Genomic DNA, 25,771 nt, shown 5'->3' with positions numbered 1-25,771 from the left:
GTGGTCAGCTTCGCCGCCGGCGTCGTCCGGGTGACGGTCCCCGCCACGTCCGCCAACCTGGGCCCGGGCTTCGACTCCCTCGGCCTGGCCCTGGGTCTGCGCGACACCCTCGAGGCCGAGGTGCTCGACTCCGGCCTCGTCGTCGAGGTGAGCGGTGCGGGGTCGCAGGACGTGCCCCGCGACGAGTCCCACCTGGTCGTCCGCGCCATGCGGGCGCTCTTCGACCTGGTCGGCGAGCAGCCCCCGGGGCTGCGGCTGGCCTGCGAGAACGTCATCCCGCACGCGCGCGGGCTCGGGTCCTCCTCGGCCGCCATCGTGGCCGGCCTGGTGCTGGCCCGCGGCCTCGTCGCCGGGGGAGCGCTGCTCGTCGACGACGACGCGGTGCTCGACCTCGCGGCGCGCATCGAGGGGCACCCCGACAACGTGGCCCCCGCCTTCCTGGGCGGTTTCGTGGTGTCGGGCCAGGACGAGGACGGCGCCTTCTACGCCGTCCCCGCGCCCGTCGACCCCCGGGTCGGTGCGGTCGTGCTCGTGCCGCCGACCCCGGTCTCCACCGAGGCCGCTCGCGGTCTCCTGCCGGCGAGCGTCCCGCACGCCGACGCGGCCGCGGACGCCGGCCGGGCCGCCCTGCTCGTCGCCGCCCTGGGTGGGCGCCCCGAGCACCTGCTGCGCGCGACGCGCGACTACCTGCACCAGTCGTACCGACGTCCAGCGATGCCCGAGTCCCTCGACCTCGTCGACGCCCTGCGCGCCGACGGCGTCCCGGCCGTCGTCTCCGGTGCGGGCCCGACGGTCCTGGCGTTCACCGACGGCCCGGAGGGCCCGCTGACCGAGGCCGTGCTGGCCCGCTGCCCCGAGGGCTGGTGGGCCTCGTACCTGCCCGTGGAGACCTCGGGCGCCGTGCTCGTCTGACCGCCCTGCGGCCCTGTCTCGTCCGGTGCACGGGCCGTTCCCGGGTCCGCGGGTCGGGGCCGGCGCGGACTGGTAGCCTCACGGATGTCGCCGGCGGGGGGCCGGTTCTCTCCTCTCGCGTGCGACGCCGCGCCCCGCGTGGCACCGCCGCCGCCGCTCGTCGGCCGGGTGGCCCTGTCGCCGGGCGCCGGCGCTCGATCGAGCTCCCCTGAGAACGTCTTCGATCAACCTCACCGATCAGCCGCGCGGCGTCGTCCGGCGGCACCCCCGTCGTGGGAAAGGACCGTTAGTGACCGAGAGCCCCGAGACCGCTGCCGAGGTCAAGGCGCGGAAGAAGCCGACCAGCCTGAACGGCATGCTGGTGGCCGACCTCAAGGCCATGGCCGGCGCGCTGGGCATCGCCGGCGCCGAGCAGATGCGCAAGCCCGCCCTCGTGGAGGCCATCAAGTCGCTCCAGGACGGAGCGGCTGCCGACAAGGCGTCCTCCGCCCGGGCGAGCAAGCCTGCCCAGAAGCCCGCCCAGAAGCCCGCCCAGAAGCCCGCCCAGGAGCCGGCCGAGAAGCCGGCCCAGGAGCCCGCGGCCGAGTCCGCCGCCCCGGCGGCCGCCGGCGAGCAGGCTGCGGGTGAGGACGCACCGGAGCGCCCCAGCCGGCGCTCGCGCCGCTCCCGCGGGGGCGACAAGCAGGTCGAGCAGCCCGACCAGGCCGGGCAGGACAAGCAGGACAACCAGCCCAAGCAGGCCTCGCAGGGCGGGGACCAGTCCGGCAAGCAGCAGCCCGCGAACCAGCAGGGCAAGCAGGGCGGCCAGCAGGACAAGCAGGCGCGCCAGGCCAACCAGTCCAAGCAGGGCAACCAGCAGGGCAACCAGCAGGGCAACCAGCAGGGCAACCAGCAGGGCAAGGGTCAGCAGGGCGGCCAGCAGAACAACCAGGGCAAGGGCAACCAGCAGGCCAATCAGCCCGGGAACCAGCAGGGCAACCAGCAGGGCAACCAGCAGGGGACCCAGCCGGGGGGCCAGCAGGGCGCGCTCGACCCCTACGACGACGAGGACGACGAGCTCGGCGGGCGCCGCAACCGTCGTCGCCGCGCCCGCGAGCGCGAGCGTGGCCGCACCCGCGGCGAGATCGACACGACGATCCTCGAGGACGACGTCCTGGTGCCGGCCGCCGGCATCCTCGACGTCCTGGAGAACTACGCGTTCGTGCGCACGAGCGGCTACCTGCCCGGCCCCGACGACGTGTACGTCTCGCTGTCGATGGTCCGCAAGCACCACCTGCGCCGCGGTGACGCCATCACCGGTCAGGTGCGCCACCCGCGCGACGGGGAGCGCAAGGAGAAGTTCAACCCGCTGGTGCGGATCGACACGGTCAACGGCCTGGACCCGGAGGAGGCCCGCACGCGGCCCGACTTCGCCGACCTCGTGCCGCTGTTCCCGACGGAGCGGCTCACGCTGGAGACCGGGCCGGACGAGCTGGTCGGCCGCGTCCTCGACCTCGCCGCGCCGCTCGGCAAGGGCCAGCGCGCGCTCCTGGTCTCGCCGCCGCAGGCGGGCAAGACGATGGTGCTCCAGGCCGTCGCCGAGGCGGTCACCCGCAACGACCCCGACACCCACGTGATGGTCCTGCTCGTGGACGAGCGGCCCGAGGAGGTCACCGACTTCACCCGCACCGTGCGGGGCGAGGTCATCGCCTCCACGTTCGACCGACAGCCGGTCGACCACACGGTGGTCGCGGAGCTCGCCGTCGAGCGGGCCAAGCGGCTCGTCGAGCTCGGCATGGACGTCGTCCTGCTGGTGGACGGGCTCACGCGGCTGGCGCGGGCGTACAACCTCTCCGCCACCGGAGGCGGGCGCCTGCTCGCGGGCGGGGTCGACTCCTCGGCCCTGCACCCGACCAAGCGGTTCTTCGGTGCCGCTCGCAACATCGAGGACGGCGGTTCGCTGACCATCCTGGCGACGGCGCTGGCCGACACCGGCTCGGCCACCGACGAGGTCATCCTCGAGGAGCTGGAGGGCACCGCGAACGCCGAGATCCGGCTGCGGCGCGAGCTCGCCGAGAAGCGGGTCTTCCCGGCGGTCGAGCTGCCCGCCTCGGGCACCCGGCGGGCCGAGCAGCTCGTCGGTGCCACCGAGCACGCGGCGTCCCTGGCGCTCAAGGACGCCCTCGCCGCCCGCGACCTCGTCGAGGGCGGGCAGCGGCTGGTCGAGCGGCTGCGGGCCACCGCGTCGAACGCCGACCTCGGGGGCAAGGACCCGCTCGGCTGACCGGTCCCGACCGCTCGCCGACCCCGCCACTCCGGTCCGGCCGACCGTCCGACACCTCCGTGTCGGCGGTCGGCCGCCGTCGTTCCGGGTGGGTCGCCTGTCGACGGCGCACGGCTGTGGCAGTCTGACCCCGTGGCACGCATCCTGGTCGCGGACGACGACGTGGACATCCGAGAGCTCGTCGAGTTCAAGCTCTCGACGCTGGGGCACGAGATCACGACGGTCTCGGACGGCGCACAGGCCGTGGCGGCCGCGAAGGCAGACCGGCCGGACCTCGCCGTCCTCGACGTGATGATGCCCGTGACCTCGGGCCTCGAGGCGATCCGCCAGATGCGGGCCGACCCCGACCTCGCCGACCTCCCGGTCATCCTGCTCACCGCCCGGGCCCAGGAGTCCGACGTGGAGAGCGGCTTCGACTCGGGCGCCGACGACTACATCACCAAGCCCTTCAGCCCGCGCGAGCTCGCCGCCCGCGTCGAGGCGCTGCTCGAGCGCTCGCGCTGACCTCCGCACCGCCGCACGCCTGACCGGTCTCGTCGAGCGACGACCTGCGGGCCGACCTGCAGGTACCCTCGTCGGACACGCGCCGGGACGGGGCTCGTGGGGACCGACGCATCGGGGGAGACCACGGTGGAGCAGACGAACGGCAACCGCACGGTCGCGGGCACGGTCAACCCTGCCCTCAACCGGATGCTGGCGCTCGTCGTCGTCCTGGTCGTCATCGGCGTGACGACGGTCGTCCTCTCGGCCCGCGACCTCGACGACCTGAGCGGCCGGTTCCAGCCGGGGGTCGCGGCGAACGACGCGGTCCTCGCGGACGTGCGCGCGATGGACGGCGCGGTGAGCGCGTGGCTGACCACGGGCCGTGAGTCGGCGCGCACCGAGTTCGAGCAGCTCGAGACCAGCCTCGGCGGGCACCTGCGCGAGGTCCGGGCGCTCGTCGCGGACGACCCCGACCTGGCGGTCCTCGTGCAGGCGCAGCAGGAGGCGGCGTCCGCCTGGCTCACGCAGTACGCCCGGCCGCGGCTGGCCGCCGACGGCGGGCCCGGCACCTACCGCCCGGCCCGGTTCGCCCGCGGCCAGGAGCTGCTGGCCGCCTTCGAGCGCAGCCACGAGGCCGCCACCAGCGCGCTGGGCACGAGCCTCCAGGAGGCCGAGGCGGCCGCCACGTGGCGCCTGCGGCTGGCCGTCGGCGGCGTCCTGCTCGTCGCCGTGCTCGCGGTCGTGGTGGTCGTGGCCGCTCGTCGCTCGCTCCTCACGCGCCTCTCCGCGCCGCTGCTGGAGCTCGAGTCGACCCTGCAGACGATGGCGACCGAGCCCACCGTGCGCGCCAGGCTCGCGGGCCCGCGCGAGGTCCGCAGCATCGCCCGCGCGGTGAACGAGCTGGCCGAGGCGCAGACCCGGGCCCGGGCCGTGGAGTCGAAGATCCAGTCCTCGCTGCACACGCTCGACTCGGCCCGCGACGACTTCGTCTCCAACGTCTCCCACGAGCTGCGCACGCCGCTCACCACCATCTCGGGGTACCTCGAGATGGTGGAGGAGGAGTTCGAGGGGCGCATGGCGCCGCGGCACGAGCGGATGCTGGACGCCACCCACCGCAACGTCAACCGCCTCAAGCAGCTCATCGACGACCTGCTCACGCTCTCCAAGGCCGAGACGGTCCGCTCCGAGCGTGAGCCCAGCGACCTGGCCGCCCTGGTGCGCGACGCCGTCACCGACGTCCGGATCACGGCCGCGGGACGCGACATCCGGATCAGCCTGGACGAGCCGGGGCACCCCGTCCCCGTCCTGGCCGACCGCGCGCTGCTGGGCCGGGCCCTGCTCAACCTCGTCACCAACGCCGTGAAGTTCTCCCACCCCGCGTCCTCCGTCGAGGTCGCGGTCGCCGCGGTCGTGGACGACGGGTGGGCTGCCGTGACCGTGGTCGACCGGGGCATCGGCATCCCCGAGGACGAGATCGAGCGCCTGGGCACCCGGTTCTTCCGTGCCCGCAACGCGGTCGAGAACGAGATCGCCGGCACGGGCCTCGGCCTGCGCATCGTCCAGACGATCATCGACCGCCACGACGGCGACCTGCGTCTCTCGAGCGTCGAGGGCGAGGGGACGACGGTCGTGCTGCGCGTCCCGCTGCTGCCCGGCGCCGTGCTGCCGGACTCCGCCCAGCCCGCCGCGGTCGACGAGGCGCCGCCGAGCGAGGAGACCGCCGAGGCCGAGATCGAGACCGCCGGGATCGAGGCCGCCGAGGCCACGGAGATCGAGGCCGCCGAGATCCAGGACGTCTCTCACGAGGTCGAGGACGCCGAGGGCGAGCCGGACGTCGAGCCGGTGCTGCCCGGGACGCTGGACCTCGGTCCGGGCGGGCTGCTGCACGCGTCCAGCCTGGTCCCGGCCGACGACCCCGCCCACCCGCGGACCTGAGCCCGCGCCGGCAACCTCCCGGCCGGCGCCGACGGGAATTTTCGCCGTCGGCACCCCGTCGGTCACAATGGCTGCTCCGGTCCCGGTTCACGTCCCCCGCTCCGTCCTGAGCGAGCGCGACGACCCGGGGCGCACCGCCGAGAAGGGAACACTCCCATGAAGAAGGACATCCACCCGGAGTACGTGGAGACCGAGGTCATCTGCACCTGCGGCTCGACGTTCACCACCCGCAGCACCGTGACCAGCGGCCAGATCCGCTCGGACGTGTGCTCCCAGTGCCACCCGTTCTACACGGGCAAGCAGAAGATCCTCGACACCGGCGGTCGCGTCGCCCGCTTCGAGGCCCGCTACGGCAAGAAGAAGTAGCTCCCTCCACCGAGCGCCGGTCACCGTCCCACCGCGGACGGGGCCGGCGCTCGTGGTGTGTTCGAAGGACGGACGAGACCGGCGTCGGGCCGGGTGAGGGGACGAGGCGGCGTGTTCGAGGCCGTGGAGCACATGCTCGAGGAGCACAGCGAGCTCGAGGGGCGGCTGGCGCTGCCGGAGACGCACGCCGACGCCCGCCTGGCCAAGCAGCTGAACCGGCGCTACGCCGAGCTGTCGTCGATCATCACCGCCTGGCGCACCTGGCAGGGCCTCGGCGACGACGTCGAGGCGGCGCGCGAGCTGGCGGGGGAGGACCCGACGTTCGCGGAGGAGGCCGACCGCCTCGAGGTCGCGCGCGCCGAGAGCGAGGAGCGGCTGCGCCGGCTCCTCGTGCCCCGCGACCCGGGCGAGGACAAGGACGCCATCCTCGAGATCAAGTCCGGCGAGGGCGGTGAGGAGTCCGCCCTGTTCGCCGGCGACCTGCTGCGGATGTACTCGCGGTTCGCCGAGCGCGCGGGGTGGGCCGTCGAGGTGATCGACTCCGCGGACTCCGACCTGGGCGGCTACAAGTCCGTCACCGTGGCCGTGAAGGCCCGGGGCAACCCCGAGCCGGGCCAGGCGCCGTTCGCGCGGCTGCGCTTCGAGGGCGGCGTGCACCGCGTGCAGCGGGTGCCGGTCACCGAGTCCCAGGGCCGGGTCCACACGAGCGCCGCGGGCGTCCTCGTGCTGGCCGAGGCCGAGCAGGTCGACGTGACGGTGGACGAGAACGACCTGCGCATCGACGTCTTCCGCTCCTCCGGCCCCGGTGGGCAGAGCGTCAACACCACCGACTCCGCGGTGCGCATCACCCACCTGCCCTCGGGGATCGTGGTCTCCTGCCAGAACGAGAAGTCGCAGCTGCAGAACAAGGAGCAGGCGCTCCGCATCCTGCGCTCGCGCCTGCTGGCGGCAGCCCAGGAGGAGGCGGACGCCGCCGCCGGCGAGGCCCGGCGCAGCCAGGTGCGGACGGTCGACCGCTCGGAGCGCATCCGGACCTACAACTACCCGGAGAACCGCATCTCCGACCACCGCACCGGCTACAAGGCCTACAACCTCGACCAGGTGCTCGACGGCGACCTCGGTCCGGTCCTGGACTCCTGCGCGGAGACGGACATGGCGGCCCGGCTCGCCGCGCTGGAGGCCTGAGGTGGCCTCCGTGCGCGAGGCGCTGGCCGCGGCGAGCGGTCGGCTCGCCGAGGCGGGCGTCGCCAGCCCCGGGCACGACGCGGCCGTCCTGCTCGCCCACGTGCTCGACGTCCCGCGCTCGCGGCTGCCGCTCGTCGAGGGCCCGGACGCCGACCAGGAGGTCGCGTTCGCCGCGCTCGTGGCGCGGCGCTCCGCCCGCGAGCCGCTGCAGCACCTCACCGGCACGGCGGCGTTCCGGCACGTCGAGCTGGCCGTGGGCCCCGGCGTCTTCGTCCCGCGGCCGGAGACCGAGCTGCTCGCCGGCTGGGCGGTTGAGGCGGCCCTCGCCGCCCAGGCCGGCGGCGTGGCCGAGCCGGTCGTCGTCGACCTGTGCACCGGGTCGGGGGCCATCGCCGCCAGCATCGCCCACGAGGTGCCCGGTGCCCGCGTGCACGCCGTCGAGCTCTCGCCCGACGCGCTGGCGTGGGCCGCCCGCAACCTCTCCGGCACGGGCGTGGACCTGCGCGAGGGTGACCTGGCGGAGGCGTTCGACGACCTGGCCGGCACCGTCGACGTGGTGGTCTGCAACCCGCCGTACGTGCCGCTGGAGGCCTGGGAGTCGGTGGCCGTCGAGGCCCGCGACCACGACCCGCACCTGGCGCTCTTCAGCGGCCAGGACGGCCTCGACGCGGTGCGCGTCCTGGCCCGCCGCGCGCAGGTCCTGCTGCGCCCCGGCGGGGTGCTCGGCTTCGAGCACGCGGACGTCCAGGGGGCCGCTGCGCCCGACGTCCTGCTGGCCGTCGGGGGGTGGGCCGACGTGAGGGACCACACGGACCTGGCCGGGCGACCGCGCTACTGCACCGCACGGCTGGCACGATGAGCACCATGGAGCGCTTTGCCACCGGTACCGAGGAGGAGCGCGAGAGCGCCATCGCGGCTGCGAGCCGGGCCCTGCAGCGCGGCGGCCTCGCCGTCCTGCCCACGGACACGGTCTACGGGATCGCCGCGGACGCCTTCGACGCGGACGCCGTCGCCGACCTGCTCGCGGCCAAGGGCCGCGGCCGGGACATGCCGCCGCCCGTCCTCGTCTCCGCCCGCACGACCCTCGACGCCCTCGCCACCCGCGTGCCCGAGTACGCGCGTGCGCTCGTGGAGGAGTTCTGGCCCGGTCCGCTCACCATCGTGTGCCACCAGCAGACCTCCCTGCGCTGGGACCTGGGGGAGACCCGGGGCACGGTGGCGGTGCGCATGCCCGACCACGAGCTCATGCGCGAGGTGCTCGAGCGCACCGGCCCGCTCGCGGTCTCCTCGGCCAACCTCTCCGGTCGCCCCGCCGCGCTCGACGCGGACGCCGCCGAGGAGATGCTCGGTGACGCCGTGGACGTGATCGTCGACGACGGGACGTCGCCGGGCGGCGAGGCCTCGACCATCGTCGACGCGACGGGGGAGAACGGCCGCATCCTGCGGCTCGGTGCCCTCAGCCTCGAGCAGCTCAACGCGGTGCTGGAGCCGCTGGGCGCGACGCTGACCCACGACACCGAGAGCTAGCCGGTGCGCGAGTACCTCCTCGTCCTGCTGGTCGCCGCGTCCGTCACCTACCTGCTCACGGTGATCGCGCGGGAGATCGCGCTGCGCACCGGTGCCGTGGCCCGCGTGCGCGACCGGGACGTCCACGACGAGCCGACGCCCTACATGGGTGGCCTGGCCATGCTGGGGGGCCTCGTCGCCGCCTACCTCGTGGCCCGGCAGCTGCCGTTCCTCTCGCAGCAGTCGCCCTCGTTCGTGTGGCACGACGCCGGGGTGGTGCTCGTGGCCGGCGCGCTGGTCTGCCTCCTCGGCGTATTGGACGACATCTTCGAGCTGGACGCGCTCACGAAGCTCGGCGGGCAGCTCCTGGCCGTGGGCGTGCTCATCGGCTTCGGCGTGCAGTTCTGGTTCGTGACCCTGCTCGACGGCACGGTGTTCTCCCTCGACGTCCGCCAGGGCGCTCTGCTCACGGGCTTCCTGGTGGTCGCCACCATCAACGCCGTGAACTTCGTGGACGGGCTCGACGGACTGGCCACGGGAGTGGTCGGCATCGGGGCGCTCGCGTTCTTCGTGTTCTGCTACCAGCTCACGAGCATCAACAACACCTCGCGCGCCTCCACCGCGGCGCTGCTCAGCATCGCGCTCGCGGGGGTCTGCCTGGGCTTCCTGCCGCACAACTTCAACCCCGCGCGGCTGTTCATGGGGGACTCCGGCTCGATGCTGATCGGCCTCGTGCTCTCCGCGAGCGCCGTGACGCTCAGCGGGCAGTTCTCGGCCGCTGAGCTGAGCGTCGACGGCTCCGGCTCGCCCGCCAGCCTCGCGCCCACGCTGCTGCCGATCGTCCTGCCCATCTCGATCCTGCTGGTGCCCCTGCTCGACCTGGTGCTGGCCGTCGTGCGGCGCACGTGGGCCGGACGCTCCCCGTTCGCGCCCGACAAGCAGCACCTCCACCACCGGCTGCTGGAGATCGGGCACTCCCAGCGCCGTGCCGTCTTCATCATGTGGCTGTGGGCCGCGTTGGTGGCCTTCGGGACGGTCGTGGCCAGCCTCTACTCCGGGCCCCTCGTGGTGGGGGCCCTGGGCCTGGGGGTGCTGGTCACCATCGGCCTGACCTTCCTGCTGCCCAAGCTCGGACCGAACCGTCTCGCGGCCGCCCAGGCAGGTGCCGGCGACCCGGAGTGACGGGGTGCGGGATCAGGGGGAACGGGGGCGCGACTGAGGGGACCCTGAGCGCTTGTGATAACTTTCACGAGCGTTGCGGCTACCGTGTCGTGACCATCGCAGCACAGACCTCGCGCCAGCTCCGCCGCTCTCGGCGGGCCGCCGGCACGGGGCCTGACCCGGGGGAGGAGTGGGGCCGTTGAGTCGTCGTCCCGACCCGCGTGGTCCCCGCTCCGGCGGCCGTCGACCGCACCCGCTCGTGCTCGCGCCCGCGGCCGGCCTGGTGACGACCGGAGCGGCCACGCTGCTCGCGGCCGTGGTCCCTGGTGCCGCTGACGGTGCCGTGCCCGGCGCCGTCGTGGGCGGCCTGGTGGGCGTGGGCGTCCTGGCCCTCGGGGCCGGTGCCGTCGCCGCCGTCTCGCGGGTCCTGCCCGCGGCCTCGCTCATCGTCGCGCTGCTGACCTACTCGCTGCAGCTGGTGCTGCTGGTGGCCGTCCTCTCCGCTCTCGGTGACACCGCCCTGGCGGCGGATCCCGGCGCCCGGCGCTGGCTGGCGGGGACGCTGGTCGCGGTCGTCCTGACGTGGTCGCTGGCCCACCTCGTGGCCGCGACGCGGCAGCGCATCCCCACGTTCGACCTCTCCGGTCCGGAAAGTGCCCCGGGGTCCGCGACCCCGGGTGGCCCCGCCGGTTCCGGCGGGAGTCCCACGGAGTCGGAGGCGGCTGCGCGATGAACGCCACAGCCTGCTATCGTCCGTGGCGCAATGGCTCCGGAACGCACCCCTGCGCGACGACCCGACTCCCCTGGGGGGAGCGGCTCGGGTGGGGACCCGTGGTCGGCGTTCGGGTACCTCGTGGCCGGCGTGCTGCTCTACGGCGGCATCGGCTGGGGGCTCGACCACTGGCTGGGCACCCGCTGGCTGGTGGCGGTGGGAGTGATCGCCGGCGCAGCGCTGGGCACCTACCAGACCTGGGCTCGCTTCCGACTACCGGAGGAGACGCCCACGCAGCAGGACCCGGGGAGCACCGCCCCGGAGCAGAGCACCACCGGGGACGCGCAGGCGAGCAGCCCGCACCCCACCGACGACCAGACGCAGTGATCACACAGGAGTCACGTTGAGCAGCCTGATCATCCTCGCCGAGGAGTTCGTCCCGCCGGGTCCGCAGGACTTCGAGCTGCCGGCGATCGCCCTCGGCGTCACGAAGCCGATGGTCCAGCTGGTGCTGGCCGCGATCATCGTGTTCGCCGTCTTCTACCTCGCGGCGCGCAAGCGTGCGGTCGTCCCCGGCCGCCTCCAGTTCGCCGGCGAGCAGGGCTACAACTTCGTCCGGAACTCGATGAGCCGCGACATCATCGGCGCGCACGACTTCATGAAGTTCACGCCGTACCTGTTCGCGCTCTTCTTCTTCATCCTCGTGAACAACGTCTTCGCGACGATCCCGTTCTTCGAGTTCCCCACCTTCAGCCGCGCCGGCATGGTCTACGGCCTCGCCGCGATGAGCTGGGTCATCTACAACGCGGTCGGCATCAAGAAGCACGGCTTCCTGGGCTACCTCAAGCTCCAGTCCGTGCCGTCCGGCGTCAAGGGCCCGATCCTCGCGCTGCTGATCCCGCTGGAGTTCCTCTCCAACATCCTCGTGCGGCCGGTCACGCTGGCCCTGCGACTCTTCGCGAACATGCTGGCGGGCCACCTCCTGCTGATCCTGTTCGCGCTGGGTGGCGAGTACCTGATCGTCGAGATGGGCGGGGCCTACGCCGCCGTCGGCATCCTCTCGTGGGTCATGTTCATCGCCATCGCCTTCCTGGAGCTGCTGGTCCAGTTCCTCCAGGCCTACGTCTTCGTCCTCCTCAACGCCATGTACATCCAGGGCGCCCTGGCGGACGAGCACTGAGCTCCACCCCCGCAGGCCCCCGGGCCTGACGCAGCACCACCCGCAGTACTTCCTGTAGTTCCAACCGAAAGGAAATCGCCGTGGACGGCAACCTCAACATGATCGGTTACGGCCTGGCTGCCATCGGCCCCGGTGTCGGTATCGGTCTGATCTTCGCCGCCTACATCGCCGGCGTCGCCCGTCAGCCGGAGGCCCAGGGCCGCCTGCAGTCGATCGCCATCCTGGGCTTCGCGCTCGCCGAGGCGCTCGCCATCATCGGCATCGCGCTCGCCTTCGTCCTCTGACCGGGCCCCGGCCCACCCACTGACGTAGCAGCCCGGAAGGACCTGCCATGCACACGTTGACGACGGCACTCGTCGTTCAGGCCGAGGAGGAGACGCTGAATCCCCTCGTCCCGCACACGGTGGAGATCGTTCTCTCCCTGATCGTCTTCGGCATCCTCTTCTTCGCCGTGAGGAAGTTCGTCGTTCCTGCCTTCGAGCAGGCCTACGCCGAGCGCACCGCGGCGATCGAGGGCGGCATCGCCGCCGCCGAGTCGAAGCAGGCCGAGGCCGACGCCCGCCTCGCCGAGCTCGAGGCCCAGCTGGCCGACGCCCGGCACGAGGCTGCTCGCATCCGCGAGGAGGCTCGCGAGCAGGGTGCCGCGATCATCGCGGAGATGCGGGAGCAGGCCCAGACCGAGGCCACGCGCATCGTCGAGAACGGCAAGACGCAGATCGAGGCGGAGCGCCAGCAGGCCGTCACCTCGCTGCGTGCCGAGGTCGGCGCGCTCGCGACCGGCCTCGCCGGCCGCATCGTGGGCGAGAGCCTGGAGGACGAGGCTCGCCAGAGCCGCGTCGTCGAGCGCTTCCTCGCCGACCTCGAGACCGGGACCCCGGGGGTCAACTGAGATGACCTCGGACTTCCGCGGCGCGTCCGCCGACGCCGTCGCCGTCCTCCTCGGTGAGCTGGAGAGCGCGCTCTCCAGCTCGCCGGAGGCGGCTGCGACCGTGGCGGAGAACCTGTTCGGCGTCGCCCAGACGCTGCGCGGGGAGGCCGCCCTGCGCCGGTTCGCCACCGACGTGTCCGTCCCCGTCGAGGCCCGCTCGGGCCTCGTCGCGGAGGTGCTCGGCGGCAAGGTGGACGAGACCAGCCTCGCGCTGTCCCGCTCCGCCGTGAGCCGTCGCTGGACCGGTACCCGGGACCTGGCCGACGCCCTCGAGCACCTCTCGGTGGTGGCGCGGGTGCACTCCGCCCGCTCCGACGCCGGTCGTCTCGCGGACGAGCTCTTCTCCTTCTCCCAGGTGGTGAAGGAGAACCCCGCCCTGCGGGACGCCCTGTCCGACCCGGCTCGTTCGGTCGCGGACAAGAGCCGGCTGGTCGACTCGCTCCTGGAGGGCAAGGCGCTGCCTGCCACCCGGGCGCTGGCCGCCCAGGCGCTCGCCGGCACCTACCGCACCGTCGGTGTCGCCCTGAACGAGTACCAGAAGGTCGCCGCCGCCGTGCACGGCCAGGACGTCGCCACGGTTCGCGTGGCGCAGCCCCTGTCCGCTGCCGACAGCGAGCGTCTCGCCCAGGCCCTGACCCGTCAGTACGGGCGGCCGGTCCACCTCAACCTGGTCGTCGACCCCGCCCTCCTGGGCGGCATGCGCGTCGAGATCGGTGACGACGTCATCGACGGGACGGTCTCCGGCCGCCTCGAGGACGCTCGCCGCTCGCTCGCCGGCTGACCGGCCCCCACCACCCTGACTCCCGCACGACACAGAGAGAAGGAACGACGATGACGGAGCTCTCGATCCGTCCGGACGAGATCCGCGACGCGCTGCAGAAGTACGTGGCCGAGTACCACCCCGAGGCCGCCAGCCGCGAGGAGGTCGGCACGGTCGCCCAGGCCGCCGACGGCATCGCGCGCGTCTCGGGCCTCCCGTCCGCGATGGCCAACGAGCTCCTCGAGTTCGAGGACGGCACGCTGGGCATCGCCCTGAACCTCGACACCCGCGAGATCGGTGTCGTCGTCCTGGGTGACTTCGACAAGATCGAGGAGGGCCAGACGGTCCGCCGGACCGGCGAGATCCTCTCGGTCCCGGTCGGCGACGGCTTCATGGGCCGTGTCGTGGACCCGCTGGGCAACCCGATCGACGGCCTCGGCGAGATCGAGTCGGTCGGCCGCCGCGCCCTCGAGCTCCAGGCTCCCACCGTCGTGCAGCGCAAGTCGGTGCACGAGCCCCTCGCCACCGGCATCAAGGCCATCGACGCCATGACGCCGATCGGCCGTGGCCAGCGCCAGCTCATCATCGGTGACCGTGCGACCGGCAAGACGACGATCGCCATCGACACGATCATCAACCAGAAGCAGAACTGGGAGACCGGCGACCCGACGAAGCAGGTCCGCTGCATCTACGTCGCCATCGGCCAGAAGGGCTCGACCATCGCCTCCGTGCGTGGCGCCCTCGAGGAGGCCGGCGCGCTGGAGTACACCACCATCGTCGCCGCCCCGGCGTCCGACTCCGCCGGCTTCAAGTACCTCGCGCCGTACACCGGCTCGGCCATCGGCCAGCACTGGATGTACGACGGCAAGCACGTCCTCATCGTGTTCGACGACCTGACCAAGCAGGCCGAGGCCTACCGCGCCGTGTCGCTGCTGCTGCGTCGTCCGCCGGGCCGCGAGGCCTACCCGGGTGACGTCTTCTACCTGCACAGCCGTCTCCTCGAGCGCTGCGCGAAGCTGTCCGACGACCTGGGCGCCGGCTCGATGACGGGTCTGCCGATCATCGAGACCAAGGCCAACGACGTCTCGGCGTTCATCCCGACCAACGTCATCTCGATCACCGACGGCCAGATCTTCCTGCAGTCGGACCTGTTCGCCGCGAACCAGCGTCCGGCCATCGACGTCGGTGTGTCCGTCTCCCGCGTGGGTGGCGCCGCGATGACCAAGGCGATGAAGGCCGTCACCGGCTCGCTCAAGGTCGACCTGGCCCAGTACCGCGCCATGGAGGCGTTCGCGATGTTCGCGAGCGACCTGGACGCCGCGTCGCGCCAGCAGCTGGACCGCGGTCAGCGCCTCATGGCCCTGCTCAAGCAGCCGGCCTACTCGCCGTACCCGGTCGAGGAGATGACGGTCTCGCTGTGGCTGGGCACCACCGGTCGCCTGGACCGCATCCCCACCGTGGACGTCATCCGCTTCGAGCAGGAGTTCCTCGACTACCTGCGCCTCTCGCACGACGGCATCCTGTCCTCGATCCGCGAGAGCCTGAAGTTCGAGGTCGAGGAGGGCCTGAGCGCCGCCTACGACTCGTTCCTCACGCAGTTCGAGAGCTCGGACGACGCCGGCGCGGAGCGGGGCTGACCCGTGACCGACCCGACGAAGACGAGCAAGGAGGTGAGTGCACATGGCGGTCTCGCTGCGTGAGTACCGAGCGCGCATCAAGTCGACCCAGTCGATGAAGAAGATCACCCGTGCCATGGAGCTCATCGCTGCCTCGCGCATCATCAAGGCGCAGCAGCGGGCCCAGGCGGCCGCTCCCTACGCCCGTGAGCTGACCCGCGCGGTGTCGGCCGTGGCGACGTACTCGAACGTCGACCACGTGCTGACCACCGAGCCGGAGAGCCCGCAGCGCGCGGCCGTCCTGGTCGTGACCAGCGACCGTGGCCTCGCCGGTGCCTACTCCTCGAGCGTGATCAAGGAGGCCGAGCGCCTCGTCGAGAAGCTCAAGGGCGAGGGCAAGGAGGTCGACCTCTACCTGGCCGGCCGCAAGGGCGAGGCGTACTACCGCTTCCGCGGTCGTGCGGTCGCCCAGGCGTGGACCGGCTTCTCCGACAGCCCGTCCTACGACGTGGCCGCGGAGATCGGCGCGACGCTGATCGAGGCGTTCCTCAACGGCGCCGGCGGCGCCGAGCCCGCCGAGGGCAGCACGGTGGCCGGCGTGGACGAGGTGCACGTGGTCTTCACGCGCTTCGTGTCCATGCTGACCCAGGAGCCCAACGCCATCCGGCTGCTCCCGCTGGAGCTGGCCGAGGGCGCCGAGCCCGGGTCGACGGACCTGCTGCCGCTGTACGAGTTCGAGCCCTCCCCGGAGGAGGTCCTCGACGCGCTGCTGCCGCAGTACGTCGTGAGCCGGATCTTCTACTGCCTCCTGCAGGCCGCCGCTTCCGAGCTGGCCGCCCGTCAGAAGGCGATGAAGTCCGCGACCGACAACGCGGAGGAGCTCATCAAGAAGTACACCCGCATCGCCAACCAGGCCCGCCAGGCCGGCATTACCCAGGAGATCAGCGAGATCGTCGGTGGCGTCAACGCCCTCGCCGACGCGAACGCTGGGTCCGACTGACCACGGAGTGAGTGAGAGACATGACTGCAACTCTTGAAGAGACCAGCCAGGCGGGCGGCGCGAGCGTCGGTCGGATCGCCCGTGTGATCGGTCCGGTCGTCGACGTGGAGTTCCCCGTCGACGCGATGCCGGACATCTACAACAAGCTCGAGGTCCAGGTGACCCTGGGCGGCGAGACCGCGACGCTGCCCCTCGAGGTGGCCCAGCACATCGGTGACGGCATGGTCCGCGCCATCTCGCTGAAGCCGACCGACGGCCTCGTCCGCGGCGGCCAGGTGACCGACACCGGCAACCCGATCATGGTGCCCGTCGGCGACGCCACCCTCGGCAAGGTCTTCAACGCCACCGGTGACGTGCTGAACCTGCCCGAGGGCGAGACCTTCGAGGTCAACGAGCGCTGGGGCATCCACCGCAAGGCCCCGGCCTTCGACCAGCTCGAGTCCAAGACCCAGATGTTCGAGACCGGCATCAAGGTCATCGACCTGCTGACCCCGTACGTCCAGGGCGGCAAGATCGGCCTGTTCGGCGGCGCCGGCGTGGGCAAGACGGTGCTCATCCAGGAGATGATCGCCCGTGTGGCCCGCGACCACGGTGGTGTGTCGGTGTTCGCCGGTGTCGGCGAGCGCACCCGTGAGGGCAACGACCTCATGGTCGAGATGGAGGAGGCGGGCGTCCTCGGTCAGACCGCGCTCGTCTTCGGCCAGATGGACGAGCCGCCGGGCACGCGCCTGCGCGTCGCGCTCTCCGCGCTGACGATGGCGGAGTACTTCCGTGACGTCCAGAACCAGGACGTGCTGCTCTTCATCGACAACATCTTCCGGTTCACCCAGGCCGGTTCCGAGGTCTCCACGCTGCTCGGCCGCATGCCGTCCGCCGTGGGCTACCAGCCGAACCTGGCCGACGAGATGGGCGTCCTGCAGGAGCGCATCACCTCGACCCGCGGTCACTCGATCACCTCGATGCAGGCGATCTACGTGCCGGCGGACGACTACACCGACCCGGCCCCGGCGACCACGTTCGCCCACCTGGACGCCACGACCGAGCTCTCCCGTGAGATCGCGTCGCTCGGCATCTACCCGGCCGTGGACCCGCTGACGTCGACGTCGCGCATCCTCGACCCGCAGTACATCGGTCGTGAGCACTACGACTGCGCGATCCGCGTGAAGCAGATCCTCCAGCGCAACAAGGAGCTGCAGGACATCATCGCGATCCTGGGTGTCGACGAGCTGTCCGAGGAGGACAAGATCATCGTCTCCCGCGCCCGTCGTATCCAGCGCTTCCTGTCGCAGAACACCTACGTGGCGAAGCAGTTCACGGGCATCGAGGGCTCGACCGTCCCGGTCAAGGACACCATCGAGGCGTTCAACAAGATCGCTGACGGCGAGTACGACCACGTGGCCGAGCAGGCCTTCTTCATGTGCGGCGGTCTGGACGACGTCGAGCAGAAGTGGGCCGAGATCCAGAAGTCGCTCTGATGGCGGTCGACGTGGGGACCGGTCTCCAGGTCGAGATGGTCGCGGCCGACCGCGTCGTGTGGTCGGGGGAGGCCTCCATGGTGCTCGCTCGTACCGTCGAGGGCGACGTCGGCATCCTGCGCGGCCACGCGCCGCTGCTGTCGCTCCTCACGGACGCGGCCGTCGAGATCACCTCGCCGGACGGCATCGTCCACGCGGTGGTCGACGGCGGCTTCGTGTCCGTCGCGGACGACCGGGTCTCGATCCTCACCCAGCGGGCCCTGCTCGCCGAGGAGATCAAGATCGACGAGGTGCACGCGGAGCTCGAGGCCGCTGAGCACCTCCCCACCGGTGACGAGCGCGAGGAGCGGATCCGCCGCGCCGAGGCTCGTCTCCGTGCCTACGAGGCATCCAGGGGCTGAGGCCCCGCCCCCTCCGTCCGCGTCGCGCGGCGCCCGCTAGGATCATCCAGCGAGCGCAGCGCGGCGCGGAGGAGGTGCGGATGGCGATCTGGGAGTGGCTGCTCGACGTGGTCGGGGTGCTCCTCGCCGTCCTTCTCCTCACGGTGCTCGCCCTTGTCGTGCGGCGGCGCGTGATCGGCCGCTCCGGCGGCACCTTCGAGATGGCGCACCGTCTGGACGCCACGCAGCCCGGTCGCGGCTGGGCCCTCGGCGTCGGGCGCTACGAGGACGAGCACCTGCAGTGGTTCCGGGTGTTCTCCCTGTCCCCGCGGCCGAAGCGCACGTGGGACCGGGTCGAGCTCGAGTACCACGGCCGTCGCTCGCCCGACGCCGACGAGCAGCTGGCCCTGTACCCGGGCCACGTGGTCGTCACCTGCACGGGCCCGCGGGGTGCCGTGGAGCTGGCGATGGGCTCGGCCACCCTGACCGGCTTCCAGGCCTGGCTGGAGGCTCGGCCCCCCGGCGCGGAGATGCCGGGTCCCGTCCGCCGCTGACAGTTTCGCGGTCTCGGGTGGACCGGTAAACCTTCGAGGTGTCACAGTGGTCCTGTGACCGTCTCAGCTCCCCCCTCGCGTCCGGCGTCGCAGCCCCCCGGGCTGCTGCGCACGCGGAACTGCGTCGCCCTCGCCTTCGCCCTCAACGGCATCGTCTTCGCGACCTTCGTGTCCCGCCTGCCCGACGTCCGGGAGAGCCTGGGCCTGACCAACGGAGACCTGGGGCTCCTCCTGCTGGCCACCTCGACGGGCTCGATCCTCGCCCTGCCGGCGACCGGGTGGCTCGTGGGCCGGCTGGGGGCGGCCACCACGGTCCGCCTCGGCGCCGTCCTGGCCACGTCCGGCCTCGTGGTGGCGGCGCTGGGCGCCGTCCTCGGCACCGTGCCCCTCACGGGGATCGGGCTCTTCGTCCTGGGCATGGGACACGGCACCTGGGACGTGTCGATGAACGTCGAGGCGGCCGAGGTCGAGCGGCGGCTGCGCTACACGATCATGCCGCGGTTCCACGCCGGCTGGAGCCTCGGCTCGTTCACCGGGAGCGGCGTGGCCATCGTCCTGCTGGCCCTGCACGTGCCCCTGATGGTGCACGTCCTCGTCGTCGTGGCCGTCTGCCTGGTCGCGGTCCAGGTCGTCACCCGGCGGTTCCTGGACGCCGAGGTGGCCGGCGAGCACGCCCCGGTCACGCGTGACTCGCGCTCCGCGTGGGGCGAGCCCCGGGTCCTGGCGATCGGCGTCATGGTGCTGGCCTTCGCCCTGACCGAGGGCACCGCGAACGACTGGCTCTCGCTGGCGCTCATCGACGGCTACGACCTGCCCCACTGGGGCGGGGTCGCGGGCTTCACGATCTTCGTCGTCGCCATGACGACGGGCCGTCTCGTCGGCACCACGCTGCTCGACCGGTTCGGCCGTGTCGTCGTGCTCCTCGTGAGCGCGGCCCTGGCCTTCGTGGGCGTCCTGCTGACGGTGTTCGGCGGCCACCTCGCCCTCGTGGCGGTCGGTGTCGTGCTGTGGGGCCTGGGCGCGGCCCTGGGCTTCCCGGTGGGCATGTCGGCGGCCGCGGACGACCCGGTGCGCGCCGCCGCGCGGGTGTCGGTCGTCTCCACGATCGGCTACGGCGCCTTCCTCGCCGGTCCGCCCCTGCTCGGGTGGCTGGCCGACCACGTGGGCACGCTGCACATGCTGCTCGTGCTCGCGGTCCTGCTCGTGCCGTCCGCCGTGGCGGTCTCCGCCGCGCGGGAGCAGCGCGACGACGTCGCCTGACCCGGGCGTGGGGGCGCTCGGGCGCCCACCGTCAGCCAATCGTCAGGTCCGGCGGGCAAACTGGGCCGGTGCCCGGACCGACGCCCGCCCGACCCTCCCCGGCCGGGGACACCCCGCCGGTCCCGGCGGCCGACGTGCTCGTGGTCGAGGACGAGCCCTCGCTGCGCACGGTCCTGGCCCGCACCCTCGGCTTCGCCGGGCACCGCGTGCGCAGCGCCGGGGGAGTGGCCGAGGCGAGGGCGGCCGTCGAGGACGCCGTCCCCGACCTCGTCGTGCTGGACGTGATGCTGCCCGACGGGTCCGGCCTCGACCTGTGCGCGCACCTGCGCACGCACCACCAGTCCGTGGCCGTCGTCTTCCTGACCGCCCGCGACGACGTGGACGACCGGCTCACCGGGTTCGCGCTCGGCGGCGACGACTACCTCACCAAGCCGTTCTCGGTCGCCGAGCTCGTGGCGCGGGTGGCCGCGGTCCTCAGGCGCTCGTTGCCCAGCGCGCCGGTGTCGCTGGGTGGCGCACACCCGGACGCGCTGGTGGTCGGTGACCTCTCGCTCAGCGAGGGCGCGCACGAGGTCACCCGGGGTGGTGACCACCTCGAGCTCTCGCCCACCGAGTTCCGCCTGCTCGCCCTCCTGGCGCTCAACGCCGGGCGCGTCCTGAGCAAGCAGCAGATCCTGGAGCAGGTCTGGGGCTACGACTTCGGCGGGGACGGCGGCGTGGTGGAGAAGTTCGTCAGCCAGCTGCGGCGCAAGGTGGACGACGGTCGGGTGCCCCTGCTGCACACCGTCCGCGGCTTCGGCTACGTCCTGCGCGAGCCGCGGTGAGGGGGCGCGCCCGCTCCCGGCCTCGCTCCCGCGCCCGGCTGGGGTGGGCGGCGGGGCTGCTGGGCAGCGTCCGCGCACGACTGGTGCTGGGGACGGTCGCGGTGCTCCTGGTCGGACTCCTCGCGGTCGACGTGACCGCGTGGGTGGCGCTCGAGCGGCACCTGGCCGCCCGCACCGACGAGGCCCTGGAGGCGACCGCCGACCGGCTGGGCGCGCTCGAGCCGGGGCGGCAGGTGGTCGTGGGGGCCGACCGGGTGGCCGCCCTGGTGCCCGGTGACGCGCTGGTCGTCGCCGTCACCGAGGACGACGGGCAGGTGGTGCTCCGGTCCCCGGCGGGGCAGCCGGCCGCGGCCGCCGAGAGCGCGGTGGCCGCCGCCCTGGCGGCACCGGCGGGGGAGCCGGTGACCACGGGGGAGGGCGACGCCGCGGCCCGGGTGCTGCGCGTCGTCCTGGCCGACGACGCGCTGGAGGTGCGCGACGAGGACGGCCGCGTCGAGCAGGTGTCCCAGGTCGTGGTCGGCACGACCACCTCCGCCGACGCCGCAGCCCTGCACACGCTCGCCGTGGTCGAGGTCCTGGCGGGCCTCCTCGTGCTGCTGGCCGGGCTGCTGCTGAGCAGCGGCGTGGTCGTCCTCGGCCTGCGCCCGTTGCGGGTGCTCGCCCGCGCGGCCCGGGGGGTGGCCGAGGCCGGGGGACGGGGCGAGGAGCAGCCCCTGCCCGTGGGGCGACCCGGGACGGAGACGCACGAGGTGGCGAGCACGCTCAACCAGGCGCTGGCCGCCCGGGCGCGGTCGGAGGCCACGGTCCGGCGGCTCGTCGCCGACGCCTCGCACGAGCTGCGCACGCCCGTGGCGGCGCTGGTCGCGTGGGGCGACCTCTTCGAGGCGGGGGCGCTGCCGGACGCGGCGGCCAAGGACGAGGCGCTCGCGTCGGTGGCCCTCGAGTCGGCCCGGCTGCGCCACCTCGTCGAGGAGCTCCTGGTGCTCGCCAGGATGGACGCCGGCGCCCCGGCCCGGGTGGAGCCTGTCGACCTGGTCTCGCTCGCCCGGGAGTCCTGCGCCGCCCTCGGGGTGCTCGCCGGCGACGACGAGCGGGGCGCCCCCCGGCTCACCGGCCCGGCCCCCGAGGAGCCTCCCGTCCTGGTCCGCGGCGACGCGGCGGCCCTGCGCCGCCTGGTCGACAACCTCGTCGTGAACGCGATCAGGCACGGCCTGGGCGCCGCGTCGTCGCCGGCGACGCGGGTCCGGGTCCGGGTCGCGGCCGGCGCCGTCCTCGAGGTCAGCGACGACGGCCCCGGCCTCGCCCCCGACCAGCTCGCGGTCGCGACCGAGCGGTTCTGGCGGGCCTCGCCCGGACGGGAGCACGCGTCGTCGGCCTCGGCCGGCTCCAGCGGGTCGGGCCTGGGCCTGGCCATCGCCGCGGGCACGGCGCGGGCGCACGGCGGCTCCCTCGCGCTGCTCGCCGGTCGTCCGACCGGCCTCGTCGCCCGCCTCGTCCTCCCCGGCGACGACGGCGTCGTCAGCGAATCGTCAGGGACCCGGCAGCCCGCCGTCGGCTCCTCGTCGGGGCCGGGCAGGGGAGACGGAGGTGGACTGGGGAGCGTGAGCACCGAGCAGTCGACCCCCCGGACCGAGCAAGCGCCGGAGCGAGCCCCCGAGCACGCGCGCGGCGGGCGTGCGCTGGCGCGGCTCGCCGACCTGCCGGTCACCCGGCCGCGCGGCGTGCTGGCCGCGTGGTCGGTGGCCGTCGTCCTGCTGGTGGCGGCCCTGACCGCCTGGGGCGGCACCTACACCGACGACATCGACATCCCGGGCAGCCAGGCGGTCGAGGCCAGCTCCCTGCTGGCCGAGCACCGGACCGGCGGCGGCGGGTTCAGCTCGACCGTCGTCCTCCACGACGACCAGGGGCTGGCGGGGCAGGAGCGTGCGCTCGACGCGTTCGCCGCCGACCTCGCGGACGTGGACGGGGTGACGGCGGTCAGCGCGCCGCTGGCCGACGGCTCGGTGAGCGCGGACGGGACGACCGCCACGCTCACGCTCCAGACCCGGGTGAACCCCCGCAGCCTCGACGACGCCTCGCTGGACGGGCTCCGGGCCGCCGCCGACGACCTGGTGTCGGACGCGCCGGCGGTGGAGGTGTCCTGGGCGGACGTGCTCGGCGAGGCGATCGACGACGGGTCCGGTGGGCACCTGGCGGAGGGGATCGGGATCGCCGTCGCGCTGCTCGTCCTGCTGCTCACGTTCGGCTCCGTGCTGGCCGCCGTGCTGCCCGTGGCCACCGCCGTCGTGGGCGGGGTGGCCGGCGTGGCCCTGCTGGGGCTGCTGGCCTCCCAGGTCACCCTCGGCACCTCCGCGCCCACCCTGGCGCTCATGATCGGCCTGGGGTGCGGCATCGACTACGGGCTGTTCCTGCTGACCCGGGCGCGGCAGCGGCTCCTGGAGGGGGCCGAGCCGCGCGCGGCGGTCCGTGCGGCGCTGCGCAGCTCCGGCCACTCCGTCGTGGTGGCCGCGGCGACGGTGGCCGTCGCGCTCCTGGGCCTCTACGCCAGCGGCATCTCGTTCGTGGGCCGGCTCGGGCTGGCCGCGGTGGTCACGCTGGCCACGGCGGCGCTCGCCGCGCTCACGGTGGTGCCGGCGGTGACGGTCCTGCTGGGACGACGCCTCGACCGGGTCCGCGTGCGCACCCCCGTCGCCGAGGAGCCGGTCGGCCCCGCTGAGGCCGCCGGGGCCGCCGGCGCCACGCTCGCCGCCAGCCGCTGGGCGCGCTTCGCCCGTGGGGTCGCCCGGCACCCGGTGGCGGTGGTCGTGCTCGCCGTCCTGCTCCTGGGGACGCTCGCGCTGCCCGTGGCGTCCCTCCGCCTGGGCCACGTGGACGCCGGCGCCGACCCCGTCGGCACGACCACCCGCACCGCCTACGACCGGCTGGTCGAGGGCTTCGGCGAGGGTGCCCCCGCCTCGATCAGCGTGGTGCTCGACCTCCCGACGACCGGCAGCGGCTCGGGGGACGTGGACGACGACCTCGAGGCGGCTCGTCGGCTGGTCGCGGGCACCGAGGGGGTCGCCTCGGTCAGCGCCTTCACCGTCACCGAGGACGGCGCGGTGGCGACGGCACGGGTGGTGCCCACGACGGAGCCGCAGGACGCGGCGACGACGGCCACGGTGCACCGCCTCATGGACTCCACCGAGCAGCAGGTCGCCGACGCGACGGGGGCGAGGATGCTCCTCACCGGCTCGACGGTGGGCCAGGTCGAGCTCGCCGACACGCTCACCGCGCGCCTCCCGCTCATCGTGGCGCTGGTGGTGGGGGCCGCCTTCGTCCTGCTCACGCTCACGTTCCGCAGCCCCGTGATCGCGCTCAAGGCGGCGGTGATGAACCTGGTCTCGATCGGGGCGTCCTACGGCGTCGTCGTCGCCGTCTTCCAGTGGCAGTGGGGCTCCGGGCTGCTGGGCCTCGACGAGGCCGTTCCGGTGGAGAGCTTCGTGCCGATGATGATGTTCGCCATCGTCTTCGGCCTCTCGATGGACTACGAGGTCTTCCTGCTCTCCCGCGTCCGCGAGGAGCACCTCGCGGGGCGTGCCACCACCGAGGCGGTGGCCGTGGGTCTGGCCGCGACCGCTCGGGTCATCACCGCCGCGGCGCTCATCATGGTCAGCGTGTTCACGGCGTTCGCGTTCACCGGCGACGTGGTGATCACCATGCTGGCCGTCGGCCTGGCGGTCTCGGTGCTGATCGACGCGACCGTGGTGCGGCTCCTGCTGGTGCCGGCCACCATGGTCCTGCTGCGCGAGGCGAACTGGTGGCTGCCGCGGTGGCTGGACCGGCTGCTGCCGGGAGGGGCGGCTCAGGCCTCCGCGGCCGCGCCGCCCGAGAGCTCGCGGGCCAGGCCCTCGAGCCCGGTGAGCAGCCAGTCGTAGACCTCCACGCGGTTGATCGCCTCGAGCAGCATCGCCGGCGGCACGACGAGGACGACGTGCTCGGGCTCCTCCACGCTGGGCCACAGGGTCGGGGTCGGCTCCTCGAAGCCCTCCAGCACGGCCAGGTGCAGGCGGGGGGAGCCGGCCGGCCACTCCTGGTGGCGCGCGAGCGCGCGGTCGAACGCGGGGTCGGACGCGGGCACGGGCCCGAACGCCGGGTCCGGTCCGATGCCGAGGGCGCCGGTCACCTCCGCCACGTTCTCGTCGTAGGCGGTCTCCACGTCCTCGGGCGAGGTCAGGTGCAGCCACTGGAAGGTCACAGCCGGCTCGCCGGCGAGGTCGAACGCCTCGTCCTCACCCTCGACCGGGGCGACCACCAGCAGCGCCTCCGCCTCGTCCCAGGCCCAGCGGTCCGGGTCCAGCGGGGCCCCCGCCGCGAGCGTGGCCTCGTAGGTCTCCCGGCCCGCGGCGACGACCGCGGCCGCCAGCCACTCGGCGGTGTCGCCGGTGTGGCTGCTCGGCACGTCGCACGCCCGCAGCAGCTCCTCGACCAGCGACTCGACCCGCTCCGCGAACGCCTCGGCCTCCTCGGCGGTGAGCCGCTCGACCAGGGCCTCGACGCTCGCGTCGTCCGCCACGCCACCGAGACCGGCGACGTGGGACCAGAACTCCTCGGGGGTCATCGGCCCGCGTCCTCGCCCGCGCCCTTGCCCGCGTCCCCGCGCTCCCCGCCGGGCACCCACAGGACGTCGCCCTGAGCCCGGTTCGCGTGCCGCGCGAGGATGAAGAGCAGGTCGGAGAGCCGGTTGAGGTAGGTGACGGCCAGGACGTTCATCGTCTCGCCGTGGGTGTCCACGGCCGCCCACGCGGAGCGCTCGGCCCGTCGGGCGACCGTGCGCGCGACGTGCAGGTGCGCGGCGCCCGGGGTGCCCCCGGAGAGGATGAAGGAGCGCAGCGGCACGAGGTCGGCGTTGTAGGCGTCGCACCAGGACTCGAGCCGGTCGACGTAGCCCTGCTCCACCCGCAGCGGGGGGAAGTCCGGGTCCGGGACCACCGGCGTGCACAGGTCGGCGCCCACGTCGAAGAGGTCGTTCTGGACGTGGGTGAGGACCGCGACGACCTCCTCGTCGAGGCCACCGCAGGCCACCGCGACGCCGATGCTCGCGTTCGTCTCGTCCACGTCGGCGTAGGCGTGCAGCCGGGGGTCGTTCTTGGTGGTCTCGCTCATGTCGCCGAGCCGGGTGCGCCCGGCGTCGCCCGTGCGCGTGTAGATCCTGGTGAGGTTGACCATGGCCCGAAGCGTAGTCGGGCGGGCGCGACCGGCCGGACGGCACAGGTCCACGACAGGTGTGAGCGA

24 protein-coding genes and 1 pseudogene are annotated in these 25,771 nt (G+C 73.4%); 23 read left to right on the top strand and 2 right to left on the bottom strand.

The window, feature by feature from the left end; genetic code table 11:
* The 23 genes and pseudogenes from thrB (at position 1) to E8D37_RS04460 (ending at position 24,414) form a co-directional block, all read left to right on the top strand.
* Complete coding sequence (gene thrB, locus E8D37_RS04570) at positions 1–912, top strand: homoserine kinase (RefSeq protein ID WP_240770188.1); 912 nt, start codon at positions 1–3, stop codon at positions 910–912.
* Positions 913–1,201: 289 nt separating this feature from the next.
* A complete protein-coding gene (gene rho / locus E8D37_RS04565; RefSeq protein WP_136568593.1) occupies positions 1,202–3,175 on the top strand; it encodes a transcription termination factor Rho in 1,974 nt (657 codons plus the stop codon).
* A 132-nt stretch (positions 3,176–3,307) separates the two neighbouring features.
* A complete protein-coding gene (locus E8D37_RS04560) occupies positions 3,308–3,679 on the top strand; it encodes a response regulator (RefSeq protein ID WP_136568592.1) in 372 nt (123 codons plus the stop codon).
* Positions 3,680–3,805: 126 nt separating this feature from the next.
* On the top strand, positions 3,806–5,593 hold the full coding sequence (locus tag E8D37_RS04555) for a HAMP domain-containing sensor histidine kinase (RefSeq protein WP_136568591.1): 1,788 nt from the start codon (positions 3,806–3,808) through the stop codon (positions 5,591–5,593).
* 156 nt (positions 5,594–5,749) lie between these two features.
* Complete coding sequence (gene rpmE, locus E8D37_RS04550; protein WP_136568590.1) at positions 5,750–5,959, top strand: 50S ribosomal protein L31; 210 nt, start codon at positions 5,750–5,752, stop codon at positions 5,957–5,959.
* Positions 5,960–6,070: 111 nt separating this feature from the next.
* On the top strand, positions 6,071–7,144 hold the full coding sequence (prfA, locus tag E8D37_RS04545; protein ID WP_136568589.1) for a peptide chain release factor 1: 1,074 nt from the start codon (positions 6,071–6,073) through the stop codon (positions 7,142–7,144).
* Positions 7,145–7,154: 10 nt separating this feature from the next.
* The gene (gene prmC / locus E8D37_RS04540) at positions 7,155–8,003 is read left to right on the top strand and encodes a peptide chain release factor N(5)-glutamine methyltransferase (protein WP_168929616.1); all 849 of its coding nucleotides are present in this window, start codon (positions 7,155–7,157) and stop codon (positions 8,001–8,003) included.
* Positions 8,000–8,671 carry an L-threonylcarbamoyladenylate synthase gene (locus E8D37_RS04535; protein ID WP_136568587.1) on the top strand — a complete coding sequence of 224 codons (672 nt, stop codon included), beginning with the start codon at positions 8,000–8,002 and terminating at the stop codon, positions 8,669–8,671. The genes prmC and E8D37_RS04535 overlap by 4 nt, the downstream gene beginning before the upstream one ends.
* A gap of 3 nt (positions 8,672–8,674) precedes the next feature.
* The gene (locus E8D37_RS04530) at positions 8,675–9,832 is read left to right on the top strand and encodes an MraY family glycosyltransferase (RefSeq protein ID WP_136568586.1); all 1,158 of its coding nucleotides are present in this window, start codon (positions 8,675–8,677) and stop codon (positions 9,830–9,832) included.
* A gap of 178 nt (positions 9,833–10,010) precedes the next feature.
* Entirely contained in the window at positions 10,011–10,544 is a 534-nt protein-coding gene (locus E8D37_RS04525) for a hypothetical protein (RefSeq protein ID WP_136568585.1), read from the top strand.
* Between the two features lie 120 nt (positions 10,545–10,664).
* Positions 10,665–10,910, top strand: a complete 246-nt coding sequence (locus E8D37_RS04520; RefSeq protein ID WP_240770187.1) for an AtpZ/AtpI family protein — start codon at positions 10,665–10,667, stop codon at positions 10,908–10,910.
* A 16-nt stretch (positions 10,911–10,926) separates the two neighbouring features.
* Positions 10,927–11,703 (top strand): F0F1 ATP synthase subunit A, encoded by a 777-nt coding sequence (gene atpB, locus E8D37_RS04515; protein WP_136568583.1) that lies wholly within the window; start codon positions 10,927–10,929, stop codon positions 11,701–11,703.
* Between the two features lie 80 nt (positions 11,704–11,783).
* Positions 11,784–11,987 carry an ATP synthase F0 subunit C gene (gene atpE / locus E8D37_RS04510; protein WP_276606464.1) on the top strand — a complete coding sequence of 68 codons (204 nt, stop codon included), beginning with the start codon at positions 11,784–11,786 and terminating at the stop codon, positions 11,985–11,987.
* A 47-nt stretch (positions 11,988–12,034) separates the two neighbouring features.
* Positions 12,035–12,592, top strand: coding sequence for a F0F1 ATP synthase subunit B (locus E8D37_RS04505; protein WP_136568581.1), 558 nt, complete (start codon positions 12,035–12,037; stop codon positions 12,590–12,592).
* Position 12,593: 1 nt separating this feature from the next.
* Positions 12,594–13,412: a F0F1 ATP synthase subunit delta gene (locus E8D37_RS04500; protein ID WP_136568580.1), complete on the top strand. Its 819-nt coding sequence runs from the start codon at positions 12,594–12,596 to the stop codon at positions 13,410–13,412.
* A 50-nt stretch (positions 13,413–13,462) separates the two neighbouring features.
* Positions 13,463–15,004: pseudogene (gene atpA, locus E8D37_RS04495) on the top strand (F0F1 ATP synthase subunit alpha); the annotation flags it as partial.
* Positions 15,005–15,071: 67 nt separating this feature from the next.
* Positions 15,072–16,007 (top strand): F0F1 ATP synthase subunit gamma, encoded by a 936-nt coding sequence (locus E8D37_RS04490; protein WP_136568578.1) that lies wholly within the window; start codon positions 15,072–15,074, stop codon positions 16,005–16,007.
* Positions 16,008–16,027: 20 nt separating this feature from the next.
* Positions 16,028–17,482, top strand: coding sequence for a F0F1 ATP synthase subunit beta (gene atpD / locus E8D37_RS04485; RefSeq protein ID WP_136568577.1), 1,455 nt, complete (start codon positions 16,028–16,030; stop codon positions 17,480–17,482).
* A complete protein-coding gene (locus E8D37_RS04480) occupies positions 17,482–17,883 on the top strand; it encodes a F0F1 ATP synthase subunit epsilon (protein WP_136568576.1) in 402 nt (133 codons plus the stop codon). Before atpD ends, E8D37_RS04480 begins: the two co-directional genes overlap by 1 nt.
* 80 nt (positions 17,884–17,963) lie before the next feature.
* Positions 17,964–18,416 (top strand): DUF2550 domain-containing protein, encoded by a 453-nt coding sequence (locus tag E8D37_RS04475; protein WP_136568575.1) that lies wholly within the window; start codon positions 17,964–17,966, stop codon positions 18,414–18,416.
* Positions 18,417–18,470: 54 nt separating this feature from the next.
* A complete protein-coding gene (locus E8D37_RS04470) occupies positions 18,471–19,676 on the top strand; it encodes an MFS transporter (RefSeq protein WP_240770186.1) in 1,206 nt (401 codons plus the stop codon).
* 68 nt (positions 19,677–19,744) lie between these two features.
* Positions 19,745–20,500, top strand: a complete 756-nt coding sequence (locus E8D37_RS04465) for a response regulator transcription factor (protein WP_136568574.1) — start codon at positions 19,745–19,747, stop codon at positions 20,498–20,500.
* Entirely contained in the window at positions 20,497–24,414 is a 3,918-nt protein-coding gene (locus E8D37_RS04460; protein WP_136568573.1) for an MMPL family transporter, read from the top strand. Before E8D37_RS04465 ends, E8D37_RS04460 begins: the two co-directional genes overlap by 4 nt.
* On the opposite strand, the gene E8D37_RS04455 is transcribed toward E8D37_RS04460, so the two are convergent.
* Positions 24,342–25,097: a hypothetical protein gene (locus E8D37_RS04455; protein ID WP_136568572.1), complete on the bottom strand. Its 756-nt coding sequence runs from the start codon at positions 25,095–25,097 to the stop codon at positions 24,342–24,344. The two genes, E8D37_RS04460 and E8D37_RS04455, sit on opposite strands and share 73 nt — an antisense overlap.
* Positions 25,094–25,705: a cob(I)yrinic acid a,c-diamide adenosyltransferase gene (locus E8D37_RS04450; RefSeq protein ID WP_136568571.1), complete on the bottom strand. Its 612-nt coding sequence runs from the start codon at positions 25,703–25,705 to the stop codon at positions 25,094–25,096. The genes E8D37_RS04455 and E8D37_RS04450 overlap by 4 nt, the downstream gene beginning before the upstream one ends.
* Positions 25,706–25,771: the final 66 nt, after the last annotated feature.

The organism is Nocardioides sp. GY 10127 (genome assembly GCF_004919085.1).
Taxonomy (GTDB): domain Bacteria; phylum Actinomycetota; class Actinomycetes; order Propionibacteriales; family Nocardioidaceae; genus Nocardioides.
Note: the sequence above shows the minus strand (reverse complement) of the source record. Positions and strands in the feature narration are given on the sequence as shown.

Excerpts from the sequence above, each read along its gene's own strand:
- rpmE (WP_136568590.1), top strand. The coding sequence starts at position 5,750 with ATGAAGAAGGACATCCACCCGGAGTACGTGGAGACCGAGGTCATCTGC.
- E8D37_RS04535 (WP_136568587.1), top strand. The coding sequence starts at position 8,000 with ATGAGCACCATGGAGCGCTTTGCCACCGGTACCGAGGAGGAGCGCGAG.
- E8D37_RS04505 (WP_136568581.1), top strand. The coding sequence starts at position 12,035 with ATGCACACGTTGACGACGGCACTCGTCGTTCAGGCCGAGGAGGAGACG.
- E8D37_RS04500 (WP_136568580.1), top strand. The coding sequence starts at position 12,594 with ATGACCTCGGACTTCCGCGGCGCGTCCGCCGACGCCGTCGCCGTCCTC.
- E8D37_RS04490 (WP_136568578.1), top strand. The coding sequence starts at position 15,072 with ATGGCGGTCTCGCTGCGTGAGTACCGAGCGCGCATCAAGTCGACCCAG.
- atpD (WP_136568577.1), top strand. The coding sequence starts at position 16,028 with ATGACTGCAACTCTTGAAGAGACCAGCCAGGCGGGCGGCGCGAGCGTC.
- E8D37_RS04480 (WP_136568576.1), top strand. The coding sequence starts at position 17,482 with ATGGCGGTCGACGTGGGGACCGGTCTCCAGGTCGAGATGGTCGCGGCC.
- E8D37_RS04475 (WP_136568575.1), top strand. The coding sequence starts at position 17,964 with ATGGCGATCTGGGAGTGGCTGCTCGACGTGGTCGGGGTGCTCCTCGCC.
- E8D37_RS04455 (WP_136568572.1), bottom strand. The coding sequence starts at position 25,097 with ATGACCCCCGAGGAGTTCTGGTCCCACGTCGCCGGTCTCGGTGGCGTG.
- E8D37_RS04450 (WP_136568571.1), bottom strand. The coding sequence starts at position 25,705 with ATGGTCAACCTCACCAGGATCTACACGCGCACGGGCGACGCCGGGCGC.